Below are 18,976 nucleotides of genomic sequence, written 5' to 3' on the forward strand. Positions count from 1 at the left end.
ACTCACAGCAATTTCCCAAGCGGCCCAAGATCAATATTCAAATCCTCATCCGTCAAACCAAAGACCTCTTTCAACTCTTTCATGCGCTCGTCGAGACGCATAAAGGTCAGGCCAAGCCGTTCAATCGCTTCGTCGTCAAGCGAGCCATCCTCGATGCGATGCAAGGCCTGGCGTTCCATCAATTGACGCAGTAACTCAACGACCGTCAAGACCAGTTGGGCCAGGCCGCTCTCAACTTTGTCGGGATCTAAGGTTATCCGGCCTGAATGCGCATGGCGTGTTGCACCAAGTTCAGCCACAAGTCCGGTACGATCTTCAGGGGCGCAGAGTACCTTGTTGAGATCATCAATCTCCTGGATTTCCAGGTCGCAACGTGCAGTTGCATTATTTGTATCTGTATATTCGTGTAAACTCATGATGTTCCTTGCTTACGTGTGCCACCCGAAGAAACCGTGCGTATACTGGCAAACACGAGATTCTTGGGGCCTGTGGCCTCCTCAGTCAGAGAGTTGTCGCACAAAACTATACACCGGCCACGGGCCTGTTGCCAGAAAAGCAAGCTCAGGATGTGCTTCGCGCATCGTGGCAAGACAACGTCGTGCCTCGTCCATACCTTCACGGTCAAGCAGATAGGCGGCTTTTAACAGGGTACGCGGCGAGACCAGGAATTTCTGTTCAACCTGAACGGCCAGGGCAGCAAGGTCAGCCGTTACGTCTGTCACCATCTTCGTCAACTCGGCCCGCTCGTGCTCCTCACGCTTCGTCTCACGGAGGCGCTCGAGCATATAGGAACGTCCATCGCTCGCTGCTGGCGTGGCCCGGGGCGCTTCAGGTTCGGGCGGTGCCTCACGGTACATCACCCGCAGCGCCAGTTCCACTTTACCCGCCAGCCGTACGAGATCATCCTGATAGATCTGTGCGCCCGCCGCGAGACGATCACGAATGCGCGTGGCCGAACCGATGGTGCCAAAGCGTACCGGCAAGACCGTCCGCTTTGCCATCAATGCCTCGATCACTGTCTCGTGCCTCAGCACATCTTCGCGGGTCACTGGCAACTCGGCACGATCGATCGGACTCACAATGGCGAGCAACTCGCCCTCACGCACGGTCTCAAGTGGGCCTTGCGCAAGACCGAGGATGTCAGGCAAGGCCATCTCAGGCAAGCCTGCAATCGCATAAAGATAATACCGATCCACGCGCAGCACCTTCTCGCAAGCCTACACTTCAAGCTCACGCTGACGCTCAACCAGTTGATACCAGGCCGCATTGCGCATCTTATCGGCAGTATCAACCGAACAAATCAGCGCTTTAAGCCCGACATAGACCAGATCAACATCGGCGATCGACAGCGTGAGCTCACCCCACAAGAAAACACCCTTATCGAGGGCACGATCAAGGAGATCAATGATGGCAATTTCGCGTCCTTCGAAATCATCACCCATCAACAACCTCCTGCACATCCTCGGTGGGTTCGACAAAACTGTATGCCGGCCACGGACCGGTCAACTCAAGCCGCAAACCACGCGGCCCATACGTTGTACACACCTGCTCGACCGCCGCCGTAAAAGCTGCATACTCTGCTTCGGCCACAAGATAGGCCCCATTCAAGACCATCGGCTCATTGGCAGTATTGCTCTGGGTTGCCGGTGGTTTATGGCGGTCGCTCGCCCGTACCAGCGCCACAAGCGTCTGATGGATCGCCTGAGCATCATTGTACATCAGATCATCAACCACTTCATGCGTAGCCCGTTGCAGGCGCTTGCTCAACATATACCGGACACCTTCAGAAGCTGCGTTGAACGTATTGGCAAGATCGCGTAGCTTGGGCACCTCTTGTTGAGCCCAGGTCGTCAGGGCAGCACGATCATAGAAGAGCTTCACGCCCCATTCGAGGCAGCCTTCAATGCGGTCAAGCGCCGCACGGAACGTATCACCATACTCGGTGATGGCCTGGCGCAGACGCTCTTCACCAACATAGATCGTGCAAAACTTCAACGGCACAACCGTATAGTACTGCATCAATTGAACGAGTACCCGCTGATGCGCAACCGCCCGTGCTTCGAGCCATTCGATATCCTGGACACGTTCACGCAAGCGATCAACCTCATACTCGGTCAACGGCACCGCGCTCACCATGACCTGCAGATCGGCATGGACAAACGACTGCACTTGATAGGCCGGCTCGATGCCCTCAATGAGCAAGGGCTCATCCGACAAGTTCGCATGGGGCCGCACGACCGCATAGGCATAGTACGCCAGCAGATTGTCGGCAAAAATAGCTGGATCAAAGGGGGGCAAAACCATCATTCTACCGCCTCCTGACGCACCACCCGCACCATCAGCGTTGCCTCGACATCCTCACGGCTGAGCCGACAGAGTGCCTGCGGATCACTGCCAGCCTGAGACGTTGCCACCTCGGTCAAGAAGCGATACGCATTCGTCAGCGCATCCATCTGGCTGGTCGCAGCGGGGTCGTCCTGGTTGTAATCGGGATGGGTGCGGGCGGCCAACCGACGAAAACTCTGTTTAATCGTCGCCGCCGAGACCTCCTCATCCAGTTCGAGTACCTGGCGTGCCGCCGCAACCTCAGCGAAATCAAGCATCGCCACCTCAACCGTCGCAAAGCTATAAGGGGCGAGTGAGTCGATGCAGCGAATATGCAACTGACCACCAAATTGTTGATCAAGTTGATCAAGGTGCTGATCGAAGATCATCCGCTTGCGCGTATCAACAAGCAACGCCAGGTTCGCCACCATGGTCTCATCCATCAATGGATTGACCACCACATCTTCGGCAGCCACCCGCAGATGTTCCAGCACATGGGCACTGAGTCCCGCCCGCCGCTGTTGCAACAAGCCATGCACGAGTTGACCAAGAAGAATCCGCCCCGACTCGCTCTGTTCAGCGGGCAACTGAGCCACCTGCTCTTTCACCGCCACAACCTCTGGCGAAGCAGCAAGTTCAGCCAGCATCTTGTTGAGATCCCAGAGCACCACCACCTCGAGTTGCTCTTTATGCTCGAGCTGCGCCAGGTGTTCGCACAAAAACTCCTTGCTCTGACGCAGCAATTGTACCAGGCGGCGCTCGTTGGGGAGGGTCGTCCCAAACTTAACGGGGAGCAAAGGATACTCACGAAGAACCGCATCAACCACGCGCTGGTGCGCAGTAAGGTAGCGCATGGCCTCGGCGCGGTCGAGGCCACCAAAATCGCTACGGGGCACCTGGCTCGTCACCACGGCCAACCCGCCGTCTTGAACTGTATAAACATCACTCCCAGGCTCGACGCCTTCAACCTCAAAGATCAGCGCCTCTTCAACTGGAATGATGGCGTACAGGTACTGCGAGGTCGCGTCGTGCCGCGTCGAAGTGGCGTTGATTGACGCAGAGTTCAGCGAAGTCATACAACTCTTCCCTTTCCATTCGCTCGGCAGATCCGGCGCGTTGATCAAGATACTCGCGGATTGCCAACAAAGCCGCCCGATGACACAGACCCTCGAGATCCGCGCCGACGGCACCTTCATAGTCCCGCGCCATCGCGTCGAGATCAACATCATTACCCAGCGGCATCCGACGGGTCAGCACAGCGATAATAGCCTGACGGGCGGCAAGATCGGGCCGAGGCATTTCAACCAGGAAATCAAAGCGTCCGGGGCGTTGCAGGGCCGCATCAACCCGATCAATTCGGTTGGTCGCAGCCAGCACCACTACCCCCTTGAGCGACTCGATCCCATCGAGTTCCGTCAGCAACTGACTAACCACGCGCTCGGTCACATCATTATTGCCCCCACCGCGAGGCGGGGCAATGGCATCAATCTCATCAAAAAAGATAATGCACGGGGCGGCCTGACGTGCCTTGCGAAAGATTTCGCGCACCCCACGCTCTGACTCACCGACCCAGCGATTGAGCAACTCAGGCCCTTTGACCGAAATGAAATTGGCCTCGCTCTGGCTTGCCAGGGCTTTGGCGAGCAACGTCTTGCCCGTCCCAGGAGGACCGTGCAAGAGGATTCCTTTGGGGGCACGCACACCAAGCTGATCAAAGGCGCGACTATGGCGCAACGGCCATTCGACCGCCTCGACCAGCAGCCTGCGTACGTCTTCCAGGCCACCGACATCCTCCCAATTGACATCGGGGATCTCGGTGAAGACCTCGCGGATCGCCGATGGTTCAATCTCGGCCATCGCCGAATCGAAATCATCGCGAGTCACCTCAAGGGCCATCAGTTTATCATAGGGAATCTGGGCCTGGCTAAAGTCAATATCGGGCAAGAGCCGCCGCAGCGCACTCATCGCCGCCTCGCGACACAATGCCTGCAGATCGGCCCCGACATAGCCGTGGGTAATCGAGGCAATCTGAGTCATGTTGATATCATTCGTCAGAGGCATCCCGCGGGTATGGATCTCGAGAATTTCGAGGCGGCCATCCTTATCAGGCACATTGATCGAAATCTCGCGGTCAAACCGTCCGGGGCGACGCAACGCGGGATCGATACTATTCGGCAAATTGGTCGCAGCAATGACAATTACATTGCCCCGCGACTCGAGGCCGTCCATCAACGCCAGCAACTGCGCAACCACCCGGCGCTCAACCTGGCGATCGCCACTCAAGTCTTCCCGTTTCGGAGCAATCGCATCAATTTCATCAATAAAAATAATTGAAGGAGTGTGCTTACGCGCATCATCGAAAATACCACGCAGATTAGCTTCTGAAGCACCGTAGAGTTTATCAATAATCTCGGGGCCATTGATCGTCACAAAATGGGCACTCGTCTCATTCGCGACCGCACGGGCAATCAGCGTCTTGCCGCTTCCTGGAGGACCATAGAGCAAGACCCCCTTGGGCGCATCAATGCCAAGGCGCTCGAAGATCTCGGGGTAACGTAGTGGCAACTCAATCATTTCACGGATGCGGCGGATCTCACGGCGCAAGCCACCAATATCCTCATACGTCAGAGCACCGCGTTCACGGCCCTCGCTGGCCTTGGAAATACGCACCTGGGTTGTAGGGCTTATCACCACCGGCCCGTTTGGCGTCGTCTCTTCAACAGTAAAGGTTTGCGAGCGCGTCCCAAACAGATTGATCCGCACGCGATCGCCAGGTACCACCGGAATCCCATCAAGTTGTTTCGCCAGATAACGGGCCTGCGCCGACGTAACCTGGCGCTCATTCTCAGCCGAGGCCAGCACAATCATCCGGGCAGGCTGGGCGGTCACGCGACTCACGCTCACACGCTCATCAATACCCACCCCGGCATTGAGTCGAAGAATTCCATCGAGTTGAACAAGCCCCATCCCACGTTGTTCGGTATATGCAGGCATCGCACGAGCCACCGTAGCCCGTTTGCCTTCGATCTTTACAACATCGCCAATACCTAAGCCCACACGATCGAGATCCTGCGGGTCGAGACGCACAAGCCCCCGACCCACATCTTTGGTAAGGGCTTCGGCAACGCGGAGTTGAACCATTGCTTCTTCAGGCATGATCGTCACCGTTCCTAAACCAGGCTATTGCCTGACCGATACCTGCGCCTCAAGACGTTCAATACGCTCTTGAAGAGCTTTATTTTCATCTGTAAGCTCACGTGCTTTGGTGGTCAAATAAGGATCATTTTCCCACCAGTTGATACCCATTTCCATTGCTTTATCAACTGAAGCAACAAGCAAGCGAATCTTAATCGACAGCAACTCGACGCCAACCAGTGAAATCGTAATATCACCGGCGATAACGATGCCCCGATCAAGCACACGCTCAAGTATATCGGCCAGATTGGTTGACTGCACCGAGTGCTGCAACTGATTAGAGGCCATAACTTCCTATCCTCTCGCAGGCAACCTGAAACAAAGCCTGGCTCTGCTTCAGGGCACCTGACTGAGTAGCACGCTGCAACGAAGCCCGTCATCGAACAACTAACACCAACAGGCTCATTGCAGCGCACGTTTATTGTACTTTACCCTCGACTTGCCCACGATAATAGCGCTGGGTACGCTCATAGCTCATCAGATTGCCCTTCTCATCGAGCACCACCTCGTAGGTCGCGAGAATGTCGCTCGACTCGGGAATGCGTTTGAGCTCAATCATATCAACGATGATGTGCCAGCCATCTTCTCTATGTGCCAGGCTCGAAACCGTCCCTGCCGGCAAACCCGTCAGACCAACCAACTGATCCCTGGCCCGCATTGCAATCTCACCTACGCTCATTGGCATGGAAGGCCTCCTTGCTTCACTCAGAACAATAGAACTCAGAACGATCAATCACTGCTGCGCCTTAGAGGCATTGTACTCACGGATCTCTTTGATCCGCTCGAGCAAATACTCCTCGGCCTCCATATATTCATCCTCGGTAATTTCACCAAGGTCGAGTTTCAATTCCATCTCCATCAACTGACCACGAACCTTGCCTTCGTCGTAGATCTCGCCTTCAGCCTGCTCGAGCAGTTTCTCGGCGATCCAGATGGTGCCTTTGATGGGGGCTGTCACCGGCAACAGCAGCAGGTCAGTCAAGATACCCACGCGTAGCTCCTCTCTGGTTCCAACCCCGCTCTGGCGGGAGATTTGATCCTAACTATCCCAGCGGACAACAATATTGACAAAGTTATAGGGCGGCGCACTACCCACGTATTTGAACATCATGCGCTTGCCCATCTCTTGATCCAACTCCTGGACGACCCGATCAACCTCGGTCTCATGCTCTTTTCTGACCAGGAATGCCGAATTGAGCACCATCCGCTCGGTGATGACCATGTTGTTCCGGGTTTCCAGCACGAGCGACTCAATCCTCTGCAGAATATAGTGCGCGTCTTCTTCGCGTTTGCGTTTCATCGCCGACTCGACCAGTTCGCCGAGTTTAATACGCTGGTAGTAGGTCTCTTCAGGTGACTTGCCCACCAGGCTATCGCGCAACTGGCGAATAGCAGGACTAGCCTCCACAATCTCACGATAGACGACTTCTTCATACCAGAAGGCTTTCAGGCCCAGTTCAACACACCCATCCATTTTGTGCATCAGTTGATCAAGCTCGTCGTAACGACGCTTGAGCATCTGCTCAACAACCGCCTCGGCATCCGGCGCAACAATGCCAAACCGTACCGGAAGAATGGTGTGTGTATTCATCACCTCTTCCAGCACCGTCGTATGCGCAAGCATATTGCGGCGCGTACTATCGTACTCAACAACCGGCGAACTACTCACCACGGCAGCGAGATCTTTATACACAAGCGCATGCACCTGGACATCCTGGCCCCCGATGCTACGTGATTGAAAGGTCAGCGGAGTCGAACTGCGAATGATGCAGTAGAGGTATTCGCCAATTTCGATGTTTGGAGCGGGCATGAGACTTTCTCCTCCGCAGATTAAGATGATCAACCTTTACGCACCAGTTTCATATCGAGCTTCAACCGTCGCTTCGACCAGCAGCTCATATTCAGCTAGCGCGGTAGCAAGGTGGGCAGCCACCTGCTGCCCCCACGCGACGAGCGCTTCGACCGAGAGATCAGAAGCTAGATCGATATAGAGACGATTGATCGCGGCAAATGCTGGTACTACCTGCGGTTCAAGCTGTGGGAAGATTTCACGTTCGAGCACACGTAACAATTCACGGGCGGCATGGTCATGACCGGCGCGCACAAAGGGTGCTATTTCCATCGCCAGCACAAGGTGGCTCTCAAGATCACCCCCGAGCAAAATCTGACCAACTACCCGCTCACTACGATTGCCACTGGCAACATCCTGCTCGAGCAAGTTGCGTAACTGCATCCGTCCAGCCAGGCTACGGCCAGCATTCGCGACATTACGGCGATTGAGGTGCAAGAGCGCCTGGTCAAAGCTGGCTTCAATCGTCAACTGATTGGTAAAGATCTCACGGGGCGCACTGATCACCAGACGTTCGAGGAGTTCGCTCAAGAGCGTCTCGAGGCGACTCGCCTGTGGCAGGCCATCACCAGAACCAGTTGGTTTGAATGCCAGCCTGGTACGCAGCGACCGCGATGCATGCGTTGTCATATTTTCGGCGAGTGGATGAGCATGCTCGTGGGCGAGCAACCCCTGCACCGCAAGCAAATCATCCCAGTAGCCGGCCAGTTCCATCGCCTGCTGGTTAACAAACACGTGACAACGCTCTGGATGCGCCAGATCATAGAGATTGATCACTGGCCGACTTGCAATCATTGTCGTGCCACCAGGCACCGACGCCAAAGTGAGATCGAGTTGCCGCGTCAACGGACTGAGATCCTGCAACACAAACAAATGCACCTGCCGATGAGGCCACGTCACGTGCTGCATATAGCGCCGGATGACCATCTCTTCGGCCTGGACAATCGGGCTAACCCCTTCGTCAATATCCGAGACGACGCGTAACTCGGTTGACCCGATCCAGTGCAATTGAACGTGTTTGACGCCACGAGCCATCGTTACGCCGCTTTCATCAACCGCAGTTCGAGAATACCATTATTGTAGCTCTGCTTGAGCGACGCAGGGTCAACCGCCGCCGAGAGGAGGATCTCTTTGGCATAATGGCGCTCGCCATTGGTCTCGATACTTACAATATCGTCCTTGAGTTCAACCTGAACCTGGGCTTCACTGACGCCTGGTAACTCGGCGACAATCACAATCTCTTCGCTCTCATCAAAGACATCCACCAGCGGCTCACGAACATCCGCCACCTCGGGGCCAGCCTCGGTCTTGCGGATATTGCCAAAGCGCTGCACCCGCGGCGAACCATCGCTCGCCGTGCGAATACTCACGCCATAGACACCACGGCCCTTTTCGCCGAGCCCCTTCACTTCAAACTCACCACTCTGATTGATCTCGAGCTTATCGTTGGAAGCCAGATCCGAGACCGCATCAAGGAGATCACCAAGACCCTTAAAGAGTCCACCGAGACCCAGATCAAGATTAATCTGAGGTTGTTTCTTCTCACTCACAGCATTTCTCCTTATATTAATATTCAAGCACAATCGCATGCCATTCAGTCAAAGAGTCATCATCAGACTCATCATCCCGAGCGACACGGTTCCGATTTGGCCGCAACGCTTTGGCCTCAGCTTCGGGGGCTGGAACTGGGGCGGTCGCCTCCATCAGCACTTCAAGCCGATCCAGCACCTCTTGCAAGCGTTCAGCCGTCTGGCGCTGATTTTCCGACCACATGGCCAACTCACGCTCAAGCATCGCCCGCTTATGTTCGAGGCGCGCCTGTTCCGCCAGGATCTTTTCACGCGTCGGTGGAACCGAACGCCCGCCCGACCCACGCGACGTCATCACATCACGCATACCACGGATCTTCCGGGTCTTCATAGCCAGCGCCCTTTCGCTCTAAAGTCCTGTCTGTTCAGGCATCGCACGAGTCGCATGATGTTCGATCAACTGGAGCAACATCTTGCGCTGATTCATCCGGCGGGCACGGTTCTTGATACTAAAATCCATCTTGGACTCAAGGATATCAAGACAAATCTGGGCAAACCGTGGATCGCCAGAGGAAGGCAACAGACCCTGCAACGCAGTCACCCGGGCAATCATAATGCACGCCCGAAGGGTAGGAGCCTGGTCATATTCACCAGAAGAACGGAATTCGCGCACAAGATCAACCACACGAGCGGCCTCATCGAGGGGCAAGCCCGAATTAGACTGCGTAATCGTGACCTCGGTCTCGCGATCATAATAATCGAGATCAATCGTGATCAAACGGTCACTGAGCGCATCGGGCAACTCGTGAACCCCGGCATACTCCTGGGGGTTACTCGTAAAGATCGCCCGAAACTCGGGATGCACCTTGAGATACGAATTGCGTCCGGTTGACGTCGGCAAAACAAGCAGGCGTTCTTCGAGCACCGCAAGCAATACATTATTGGCCTCGGGGCGCGAGCGGGTAAACTCATCATAGACAAGCGTGAAGCCCTCACGGCAGGCTGTCGTGAGTCGATTATCAACCCACTGCTGCACGGCATCTTCTTCATACTTCACAACAGAATGGATATAGCGATCCACCACACGGCGGTAGCGATAGCCATTCTGCTCACCAACAAGATCAGAAGACGTGAACTGCTCATCACCAACAATCAACATCACCGGGCGCTGAAACTGCGCCGCAATATGCAACGCCAGCGTCGTTTTACCGGTACCGGCCGGGCCACGCAAATGGACGGGAAAGCCAGCGGTCAGATACGCCGACGCCCGATCCATCACCTGCGAGGTCGTACCCGTCACCACAAAATCAACACTGGATTGCAGTGAAATAAACGCCTTAGTTCGGTTACCAGTATTCGTAGCAGTGGACATTGCTCCTGTTTCTCCTTACCTGATCAGGGTCAAGTGCAGCACCATGTGGGTGCCCAACTTACCGCATTGTCGGCGACCCCACGGCAGCGTGGGCACTTCCGAGTTCAAGATTAAGCGCAAGATACCAGCGCTGCCGCGCCGAGGTATAACTCGATGGATCGGCATGCCAGCCTTCAAACTGTTCCCAGACACGGCGCAAGCCCGGGGCCGAGCGCGTCCAGGCCCCCGGATCAAGCGACACCTTCCCCACAACATCCCGTGAGCCATAGAGTTGTTGCGCCAGGCCCCGTTCATACTCCAGGCCCGACTGGGTCGCCAAACCAAGCACGAGATAGGCCACCACATCGCCAAACGCGAGCGCCAGTGGCTCGGACAAACCGAGGCGATAGGCCGCCACAATTGACATACAGGCCACCAGGCGGGCCAACGCCTCGGTTCCGCCCCCAGAAGCACCCTGGCGCAACACCACCAGCGCATCAACATAAGCCAGCGGGGGACGGCGCTGCCAATGCGACGGGGGCATCAACGCCAGCGTAAACTCGGACGCATCAAAGTCACCAATCTCATCAATGTCGGCCAGGGCTGCACCAACCAGCGACCAGAGTTTCTGCAACAGGTTATACGCAACCGAAAGGTCGGGCTGGATGATAATTTCTGGTGTCGCCCCATCGCGGAGCATCAGGCGGCACTCGATCTCTTGCAACGCCTGCAGCTGCGGTGGCAACGTCACCTCCACACTCCCGCTTGTCCGACCGGCCGAACGAATACGTCGCTGTCCAAAATACATAGGTCACTCTCTATGCTAGTTCGCAGTGCAGACCATCTAGCAGATGAACCTCCCAAAAAAAAGTGCCGCGAACCGACCCTTCAACGCATCTCTTCACATGCCCAACCAAATGTCCCAAGCGAGATAAAGCAGCCAAGCGAACAAGAGTGGCGATCCGAGGGGCCACTGGTGTCAACCAGCGACCCCCCGTTACCGGCGTGGCGCCTGACCGCGCCTGGTACGACCAGAGATACACCTTGTTCGACAGCGCGACGTCGATCAAATGATCGAAGATGACCCGCCAGAGACTATGCTCTCAAGTCAAGGCTAAAGGCGAACAACGTTTCGGCTGCTATGGTGTATTGACCGAACATAACTAGTAGCGAAGGGAAGTTAACCGCCGAAGTTACCCTCGGCGTTTCTGCATATCCTGATTAAACTGCTTCCAGGCTTCCTGGGAAGCAAGGTGATCAGCACGCACTTCCATCCTCGCCGCGTTTGCGTCAGCAATGAACGTTTGAGTCCGTTCACGCAGATCGGCCATGAAAGCATCGAGCCGCTGACGCTGATCCTGCGACATTGACTGTCGCTCGTTATCACAGGTTTTCAAAAAGTCAGCAACATCTTTGCGCAGATTACCAGTAAACTCATCAAGTTTCTGCTGCTGTTCTGCACTCATCGCCTTATGCGCGGCATCAAACCCACCAAGCATCTCGGCAACATCTTTTTCAAGTGTTGCATTGTATGCCTCTAACTCTTGCCGCTGCGCGGTTGCCATCTCCAGATGGGCTTGACGCGTCGCAGCAAGTTGAGCCTCGGTCTCTTTCTGCAGGGCACCGACCGCCGCTACCCGACTGTCGTACGCCGCCCGCATTTCAGCGGTGAGACGGCTCATATCTTCGGATAGTGACATTGGAACCTCCGATTGCTTATCGAGCCAGCAAAAGTATGGTAGTCAGCATAACGGGGAGCGCGGCGTGCCACATATGGATGACCATGCTCCCCACTATTTATCTAACAGCCACACGCTACCCGACACAGAACAAGCCGTTAGGCAGTAGCAGCGGCGGTCAGGCCCACGGCCTCAGCATATTTCAGATAGGTGTCCACACCAGCGACGACCACACGAGCCTCAATCGCAAGCAGCTCAATGCCAACGAGCGATACGCGAACCCATGCGTCAACGACGATGCCCTTATCGAGGATACGATCAATAACTTCGGCGAGGCTGCTGGATGCGTTCATCTTCTCGATTGCCATGGTAGTACTCCTAATATCAAGTGATAGAGACGAAAGAAGAAAGTTCGAAAAAGTCCTAAGCAGTGGCGGCGGCGGTCAGGCCCACGGCCTCGGCATACTTCAGATAGGTATCCACACCGGCGACAACCACACGAGCCTCAATTGCCAACAACTCAATGCCAACAAGCGACACGCGAACCCATGCGTCAACGACGATGCCCTTATCAAGGATACGGTCAATGACCTCGGCCAGGCTACTAGATGCGTTCATCTTCTCGATTGCCATGTTTACATTCACCCCCTTTCGCGTTTAAACATTCCACACACTCAGCATACTACGGACGAGAGAGCTTGTGTGTTAGGTATGCGTTAGGGTATCAGCAATGTATCAGCGTCACTGCTGGTCTCGACCATGCCACCCAGGATGTAGCCATGACGCGGTACCGTGCGGATGTACTGCGGGTTGTTGGGATCAAGCTCGATCTTGTGGCGAAGGTTCATGATGTGCCAGCGCACCAGACCCCGGTCGGCCAGATCAACCGGATACCCAAAGACCTCTTGCAACAACCGCGTACTCGAACAGACTTCACGCTGATGGGTCAAAAAATAGTGCAGCAGGTCAAATTCAGACGGCGTCAGAATAACCGCCCGCGAGCCAATGTTGGCAATACGGGTATGCACATCAAGATGCAAATCCTCATAGATGAGCACGCTCGGCTCTGGTTCATGAGCGAGCTGATGCTGACTAGTACGGCGGAGTAGAGCACGGATGCGGGCCTTCAATTCACCAAAATCAAAGGGCTTGACCAGATAATCATCCGCACCACCATCCAATCCGCTGATACGATCCTCGATGGTACTGCGCTGCGAGAGAAAGAGGATTGGTACCGCCGCAAGATCGATCTGACGGCGCAAGGCAAGGCACACCTGAACCCCATCCATCTGGGGCATTACGATATCAAGTACAATCAAATCAGGTTGATGACACTGCGCGAGTGCAAGGCCATCCACCCCATTGAAGGCTGTCATCACATCATAGCCTTCATCCATAAGGGTATGTTTCAGAGCCCAGACAAGATCAGGCTCGTCATCAATAATAAGAATTCGACTCGCCGTCATAACCTGCTTCCTGTTGCGCTATCAGTTCTGATGGAGGGTTGCTTCAGCTACGGGTAACCGGACAAGAAAGGTTGTCCCCATTCCGGGTGTACTCTGCACCTCAATCACACCACCACATTGCTGGATAATGCTATAGCTCACCGCCAGACCAAGGCCCGTGCCCTGGCCTGTCGTCCAGTGGGTAAAGAAGGGATCAAAAATGCGCGAGAGATGTTCAGGGACGATCCCCACCCCGGTATCACGCACGATAAATCTGACCCAATCGACTTCAGACGTTGCCTCGATCTGCAAGAGCCCCCCCCCAGGCATTGCCTGGCACGCATTGAGGATCAAGTTGGTCACGACCTGTTGCAAAAGAGCACCATTGCCAATAACCGGCGGCAGATCGGGTGGGATAGCATATCGGAAATCAATCCCTCGCATCCGCAACTGATACTCCATGATCAACAAGGTTGACTCAAGCACCCTTTTTACATCGGCGACTTCAGCCTCAACTGCTTTGGGCCGCGCAAAGGTCAACAGGCTATCAATAATAATGGCGGCACGCCTCGTCGCGTGATGGATCTGCTGGAGGCATTGCTGAAGCAGGGAAGGATTGCCAAGATGATCCTGGGCAAGTTGGGCATTTGCCGAGATAATGCCAAGGGGATTGCGCAATTCATGCCCAATCCCACTCGCCATCACACCGAGTGACGCCATCTTGGCCGATTGAAACACCTGCGCTTGCAACTTGCGATGCTCGGTAAGATCGCGGCCAACGGCAACAACACCCGCCCCGACACCGGGTTCAAGCTCGATGGGTGAAAAGCGCCACGCAATGGGGATGGGCTGATCGCGATGATCGAGAAGATCTATTTCACAAGTACAGACAGCTTGACCAATCCCAGACATTTCAAGCAATTCGCGCATTTGAGGTTGCTGGTCAACAGAACAGAGTTCGGCAAGATTGCGGCCGATCACAGCTTCGCGTGCATAGCCACTGATTTGCTCAGCCGCGCGATTCCAGGTCACAATTTCACCATCGCCATCAGTTGCAATCACCAGATCGCTCGCCGACTCGACAATATTGGCGAGATGACGTTTTGCCTGCAAGACTTCTGCCGAAAGCTGGGCATGTTCATGGTAGAGTTGCACCGTATGGTCGTGCATATCGACCCGATAGATCGCATTAGTCAAGATATCGGCAATGCGCTCGATCAGCCGCGTCTCGTACACGGTGATTGGTTCCGTACTGCCAACCCACAACACCCCAAGCGCCATCTCGTGGATATGCAACGGGAGGCCAAGCAAACCTGCGACAGGAGGGGTGTTCACGGCGACAAAATCGGGTTGCGACAACGGCGCATTGCGCTGCACGACATGACCCTGACGCAAGATCTGCAATGAAGACGCCGACGGATCGGTAAGCACCGCGCCCTGGGTTGACGCCCAGATGCCCCGTGCTGCGACAATAAAAAGCCCCTGTTCATGGCGCAGCAATAAGGCAATGCCAACACTATTCAACTGCACATACATATAATCAAGGCAGAGTTTCAGCATATGCTGCCGCGACGTGGCGCGCCGCATTGTCCGCGAAAGCGTCGTCACCACCTCATACGTACGATCACGCCATGTCCGTTCAATTACCATCGACAGCGCATCGGCAACTGTCTGGATAAAGGTAAGATCAGCCCGCGAAAAGGTATGTCGATGTTTGCTCAACAAGGCGATCGCACCAAACGTACGACCTTTATAAGCGATTGGAAGGCAGATACCGCTACGCATATGGTGCAAGCGAACAAGGACACCTCCATCGAAACGATCCTCTGTCGACAGATCATTGACGACTGTCGGCGTCAATTGATGCATGGTATAGGCCAGCAGGGGGTCTTCTTCTAAGGAGACATAGGTTCGCTGCTGGATCGTTTTTGGATCAGTCAGATATGCATGTACTTTGACGTAATCAGTGGCAGGCAACACCTCAACAATGCGACACCAGGTCACATCAAGCGCACGGGCCACATGACGCACCGTCCAGGTAAAGAGATCGGCCAAGGACTCGCTGCTCAAGGCACGCCAGTTCAACTGCGCAATTGCCGCCTGACGCCGGCTCTGCGGCAAGTCACGCTGCGTCCGGCGCGGAATGGTACGAGCAAGGGCTTTGTGTTCTTGCTCAAGCAAGTTACTGATCTGGCGACTAGCACTACAAAGCATCTGCTCTTGCGGCGCGGTCAGGGTGCGTGCAAGCTGATCAAGGATGATGAGCGAACCGCTAGGAGTTCCTTGGAGATTGAAAAGCGGAACGCCCGCGAGAAAACGGGCATATGGCGCACCCACAACCAGCGGATGCGCAAGAAAACGGGCGTCCGCTGTCAGATCAACGACCTGGAACACCCCGTACTGGTACATGATCTCCAAGCTAAACGCATGGACGCGAGGCAACCAGCGGGTTTGCACCCCACGCCGATATTTAAAAAACTCGCGATCACCACCCATCACCGCAATGATAACCATCGGTGCTTCACATGCGGTTGCTACAAGCTGAAGCAGATCCTCTAGCAGAAATTCAGTTGTTGCCTGACCTGACATGGCCGTGCTTGCTCCCATCGCTAACGCCACATCCAGACTGGACAACTGGTGACACCAGTGAGCAACCTGCTGCGTTGCAGGTTGCAGGCTTACGCGTTGCCATAACACTTGCGCGGAGTGAGGTGTAATTGTGTTTCACGTGAAACATCTACGAGCTTGCGGCAAGCGTCATCAACAATAACGCCTGGAGGCCACGTCCAAGTTTGGTGGGCACGATATACTCATCCTGGCGATGTGCATTGCCACCCTCGGTCAAACCAATGCAGATCGCAGGAATACCCTGGCTCAACGGAATATTGGCATCGGTGCTGCTATGCTGATAGCTTACCGTTGCCCCAACCGCGTGGTACGCCGAGACAGCCATCTGCACCAGCGGATGCTCGCGTTGAATCGAGCCCGAAGGACGATCGCCAACGACTGTCGTCTTGAATTGAATGGTCTCGGTCTCAGCGGCCGCCGTCGCAACGAGACGATCAACCTGGGCAATCAACTGTTGCAACGCCCTGGCATCAACCGAACGCATATCCAGCAACATGCTTGCATGTTCGGCGATCGTATTGACCGACGTACCACCTTCGATGACACCGATATTAAAGGTCGTGCGCGGTGTGCGCGGCACCGGAAGCACCGCAATCTGGGCAGCCAGACGCACCAGGGCATGAATGGCACTCGGGACGCCAAAATTAGCCCATGAATGACCACCCGGCGAAATCGCCTCGATCCGGTAACGCCGCACGCCGATGGCCTGATGGTGCAACGTCCCAAAATCGCATCCCTCCAGCACAATCACCTGGCCGGCTCTTGTGCGGAGCCGGGCAAGGGCCGCTTTGATCCCACAAAGATCGCCAAGGCCCTCTTCGCCTACATTCGCCACAAACCAGATATCACGTTGATGTGGCAAGTTGTGACGCTGCAACGTCTGCGCCAGATGAATCAAGGCTGCTACCCCAGTGCTGTTGTCACCAAGCCCCGGCCCATACACCCGGTCACCTTCATACCGCACCGTGAGGTCGGTCTCGCGCGGAAAGACGGTATCAATATGGGCCGAAACGATCAGGGCCGGTGAACCGGCTGGCCCCGGTCGCCGACCATAGACGTTGTTGAGTTCATCGCAGGTAACATCCTGCAGGCCCAGCGCACGAAAGCGCTCGAGCACAAGCGCCGTCCGCTCACCTTCGTCAAAGGTGGGAGCAGGCACCTGCTGAACCGCCAGGGCGGTTGCGAGGATGGGGCGGTAATCAGCCAGTTCAGCTAAGGCTGAACGAACAAGTGGATGGGCACGCCAACGCTGAATATCCATAAACTGCCAATATATGCAAGAGGCCGGTTTGCTTCCAACTGGCCTCAACAAAGCTAGTCCAGGGTCGCATCGATACAACGCACCTCCAACACCTGGCTCTATTGCCCTGCGTATAGTGTGGAGGTAGAGGTGGAGGAACAGGATTATAGGAAGCGTGAGAAGGTTGCTGTCTGGCAAGGTTCCAGCTAGATTATACCATTTCAATCTGTGAAGATGCGCATCAGCCATCCGGGGAACTTGTCTTGATTCAGAAGCTGAACACTGGCTGTCGGTGGCACATAGCGCCACGGTTGATCTGGGTTAACCCAGAGACGCCGCGTTGCGTGAGGCAATCTCCTCTTCAGCGTTTTTTGAAGAGCAAGATATATTCATGTTTGAAGATATAGAAACCACCCACCAGCGCCCGGTAACGCCATAGTTCTTTCTGTTCGCGTTTCGCTGTGGTTGTTTCGAAATTCTTGACGATGATGCTCTTTAAGGCAAATCCTTTGTCGAGAATGGCGTTCATTACCTGAAAGCCCAGCGGAATCCATTCGCCACGCGTGTATTTGTCGCCAATCACCACCACAAGGTAACGCCCTCGGTCAAGCACTTCGCCCGCTCGCTCGGCAATGGTGCCCATCAAGGTCAGAAAATGATCAACTGATGCCGCATTGGAAAGATCGTCAGGATCGTCGCTGAAGGGAATAATGTCAAAATAAGGCGGATGCATGATCACCAACTGGACGCTCCGCTGGCCGTACCGCGCCAAAAGTTCGTGATAGTCAAGGGTCGCACTATTGCCTTGCACGACATCACGCACAACCTGGTGCGGATTCGGCTCGACCTCGATCAAGCCCTTGGCATACGCAACCATGCGCGCTTGCAATTCAATCCCCAGGGTGTTGCGCCCAAGACGCTGCCCTTCAATCAGGGTGGTGCCCGAGCCAGCAAAGGTATCGAGCACCCAGTCACCTTTTTTGGTGTAGCGGCGCATCATCTGGTTGGGAATCTGCGGAATGAAGTTGCCCCAGTAGCCTGCTGTGTGAACACCCGAGTCGTCACGCCGATCGATCAGCCACAGGCTGTCAGTCAAGAGGTCTTCGTATTCTTTCCAACGATTGAGGTTAATGTCGTTGATCGCTCCAGTTCGCACTTCCGAAATAGCACGGATCAGGCGCTCAAGATAGTACCTCGCCCGCTCGATCGTCAATGCGGCGGCAATCTGGTCAAGCTCGCGCTCGAGGTATCGCCGGCCAAGCTCAATGCTCGCTCCATCGTTCGCATCGGTAGGCCAGGAAGATACTGCCAGGGCTAGTTCGGCTTTAAATGCGGCAAGCGCCTGACGCAAAAAGGCAAGCGATTCGATGTGCTTCCATTGAGACAGTCGTTCAAGCAGGCTCGCTGCATTGAAGCGAAGCGGTTCGTCGGTCGACATACGTGGCTCTCTCTCTGGCGAAATCGCAGGTATTCCAGGGACGCACAACAGCCGTCACGCAACCCTTATCTTACTCGATCTATTGCAGGAAGAGTTCATCCTTCTCCTGAGAGCTAGGGCAATTGCATCGTCTGCCGTGGCCGTCAACGGCTCGGCTTCTGGAGAGCAAAAGCCACCTGCGTGACCAGGGCGATTGCATCTTCCGTGTATACACCCCGCCAGGGCACCCGCCAGGGGTGCCCCTACACCGGCACCCGGCCCTGTAGGGGCACCCGCCAGGGGTGCCCCTACAGGGCC

Annotated in this window: 22 protein-coding genes; all 22 read right to left on the reverse strand. The window is 55.3% G+C overall.

The window, feature by feature from the left end; translation table 11 throughout:
• Positions 1–2: 2 nt before the first annotated feature.
• Positions 3–416 (reverse strand): gas vesicle protein K, encoded by a 414-nt coding sequence (locus EYB53_RS15160; protein WP_135479280.1) that lies wholly within the window; start codon positions 414–416, stop codon positions 3–5.
• An 81-nt stretch (positions 417–497) separates the two neighbouring features.
• Positions 498–1,196: a GvpL/GvpF family gas vesicle protein gene (locus tag EYB53_RS15165; RefSeq protein ID WP_135479281.1), complete on the reverse strand. Its 699-nt coding sequence runs from the start codon at positions 1,194–1,196 to the stop codon at positions 498–500.
• Between the two features lie 21 nt (positions 1,197–1,217).
• Positions 1,218–1,442: a gas vesicle protein gene (locus EYB53_RS15170; RefSeq protein WP_135479282.1), complete on the reverse strand. Its 225-nt coding sequence runs from the start codon at positions 1,440–1,442 to the stop codon at positions 1,218–1,220.
• Entirely contained in the window at positions 1,435–2,307 is an 873-nt protein-coding gene (locus EYB53_RS15175) for a GvpL/GvpF family gas vesicle protein (RefSeq protein ID WP_135479283.1), read from the reverse strand. Before EYB53_RS15175 ends, EYB53_RS15170 begins: the two co-directional genes overlap by 8 nt.
• Positions 2,304–3,401, reverse strand: a complete 1,098-nt coding sequence (locus EYB53_RS15180; protein ID WP_135479284.1) for a GvpL/GvpF family gas vesicle protein — start codon at positions 3,399–3,401, stop codon at positions 2,304–2,306. Before EYB53_RS15180 ends, EYB53_RS15175 begins: the two co-directional genes overlap by 4 nt.
• Positions 3,313–5,481 carry a CDC48 family AAA ATPase gene (locus EYB53_RS15185; RefSeq protein WP_135479285.1) on the reverse strand — a complete coding sequence of 723 codons (2,169 nt, stop codon included), beginning with the start codon at positions 5,479–5,481 and terminating at the stop codon, positions 3,313–3,315. Before EYB53_RS15185 ends, EYB53_RS15180 begins: the two co-directional genes overlap by 89 nt.
• 24 nt (positions 5,482–5,505) lie before the next feature.
• Entirely contained in the window at positions 5,506–5,808 is a 303-nt protein-coding gene (locus EYB53_RS15190; protein WP_097650575.1) for a gas vesicle protein, read from the reverse strand.
• A 130-nt stretch (positions 5,809–5,938) separates the two neighbouring features.
• Positions 5,939–6,253 carry a gas vesicle protein GvpO gene (locus EYB53_RS15195; protein ID WP_371879118.1) on the reverse strand — a complete coding sequence of 105 codons (315 nt, stop codon included), beginning with the start codon at positions 6,251–6,253 and terminating at the stop codon, positions 5,939–5,941.
• Entirely contained in the window at positions 6,254–6,511 is a 258-nt protein-coding gene (locus EYB53_RS15200; RefSeq protein WP_135479286.1) for a gas vesicle protein GvpG, read from the reverse strand. It abuts the gene before it with no gap.
• Between the two features lie 48 nt (positions 6,512–6,559).
• Positions 6,560–7,330, reverse strand: a complete 771-nt coding sequence (locus EYB53_RS15205) for a GvpL/GvpF family gas vesicle protein (protein WP_135479287.1) — start codon at positions 7,328–7,330, stop codon at positions 6,560–6,562.
• Between the two features lie 36 nt (positions 7,331–7,366).
• On the reverse strand, positions 7,367–8,404 hold the full coding sequence (locus tag EYB53_RS15210; protein ID WP_135479288.1) for a hypothetical protein: 1,038 nt from the start codon (positions 8,402–8,404) through the stop codon (positions 7,367–7,369).
• Between the two features lie 2 nt (positions 8,405–8,406).
• Entirely contained in the window at positions 8,407–8,919 is a 513-nt protein-coding gene (gene hsp20, locus EYB53_RS15215) for an archaeal heat shock protein Hsp20 (protein ID WP_371879119.1), read from the reverse strand.
• Positions 8,920–8,935: 16 nt separating this feature from the next.
• Complete coding sequence (locus tag EYB53_RS15220) at positions 8,936–9,289, reverse strand: hypothetical protein (RefSeq protein ID WP_135479290.1); 354 nt, start codon at positions 9,287–9,289, stop codon at positions 8,936–8,938.
• Between the two features lie 18 nt (positions 9,290–9,307).
• Positions 9,308–10,270 (reverse strand): gas vesicle protein GvpN, encoded by a 963-nt coding sequence (gvpN, locus tag EYB53_RS15225; RefSeq protein ID WP_135479291.1) that lies wholly within the window; start codon positions 10,268–10,270, stop codon positions 9,308–9,310.
• 58 nt (positions 10,271–10,328) lie between these two features.
• Positions 10,329–11,057, reverse strand: coding sequence for a hypothetical protein (locus EYB53_RS15230; protein ID WP_135479292.1), 729 nt, complete (start codon positions 11,055–11,057; stop codon positions 10,329–10,331).
• 385 nt (positions 11,058–11,442) lie between these two features.
• Positions 11,443–11,949 (reverse strand): hypothetical protein, encoded by a 507-nt coding sequence (locus EYB53_RS15235; protein WP_135479293.1) that lies wholly within the window; start codon positions 11,947–11,949, stop codon positions 11,443–11,445.
• A 137-nt stretch (positions 11,950–12,086) separates the two neighbouring features.
• Positions 12,087–12,296 carry a gas vesicle structural protein GvpA gene (gvpA, locus tag EYB53_RS15240; protein WP_097650585.1) on the reverse strand — a complete coding sequence of 70 codons (210 nt, stop codon included), beginning with the start codon at positions 12,294–12,296 and terminating at the stop codon, positions 12,087–12,089.
• A 55-nt stretch (positions 12,297–12,351) separates the two neighbouring features.
• The gene (gvpA, locus tag EYB53_RS15245) at positions 12,352–12,561 is read right to left on the reverse strand and encodes a gas vesicle structural protein GvpA (RefSeq protein WP_097650585.1); all 210 of its coding nucleotides are present in this window, start codon (positions 12,559–12,561) and stop codon (positions 12,352–12,354) included.
• A gap of 83 nt (positions 12,562–12,644) precedes the next feature.
• Positions 12,645–13,394 carry a response regulator transcription factor gene (locus EYB53_RS15250; RefSeq protein WP_135479294.1) on the reverse strand — a complete coding sequence of 250 codons (750 nt, stop codon included), beginning with the start codon at positions 13,392–13,394 and terminating at the stop codon, positions 12,645–12,647.
• Positions 13,395–13,415: 21 nt separating this feature from the next.
• Positions 13,416–15,962 carry a GAF domain-containing sensor histidine kinase gene (locus EYB53_RS15255; RefSeq protein WP_167857426.1) on the reverse strand — a complete coding sequence of 849 codons (2,547 nt, stop codon included), beginning with the start codon at positions 15,960–15,962 and terminating at the stop codon, positions 13,416–13,418.
• A gap of 148 nt (positions 15,963–16,110) precedes the next feature.
• Entirely contained in the window at positions 16,111–17,262 is a 1,152-nt protein-coding gene (locus tag EYB53_RS15260) for a M20/M25/M40 family metallo-hydrolase (protein ID WP_135479296.1), read from the reverse strand.
• A gap of 340 nt (positions 17,263–17,602) precedes the next feature.
• A complete protein-coding gene (locus EYB53_RS15265) occupies positions 17,603–18,679 on the reverse strand; it encodes a TRM11 family SAM-dependent methyltransferase (protein WP_135479297.1) in 1,077 nt (358 codons plus the stop codon).
• Positions 18,680–18,976 lie beyond the last annotated feature (297 nt).

This window comes from Candidatus Chloroploca mongolica, assembly GCF_004762035.2.
Classification (GTDB): Bacteria; Chloroflexota; Chloroflexia; order Chloroflexales; family Chloroflexaceae; genus Chloroploca; species Chloroploca mongolica.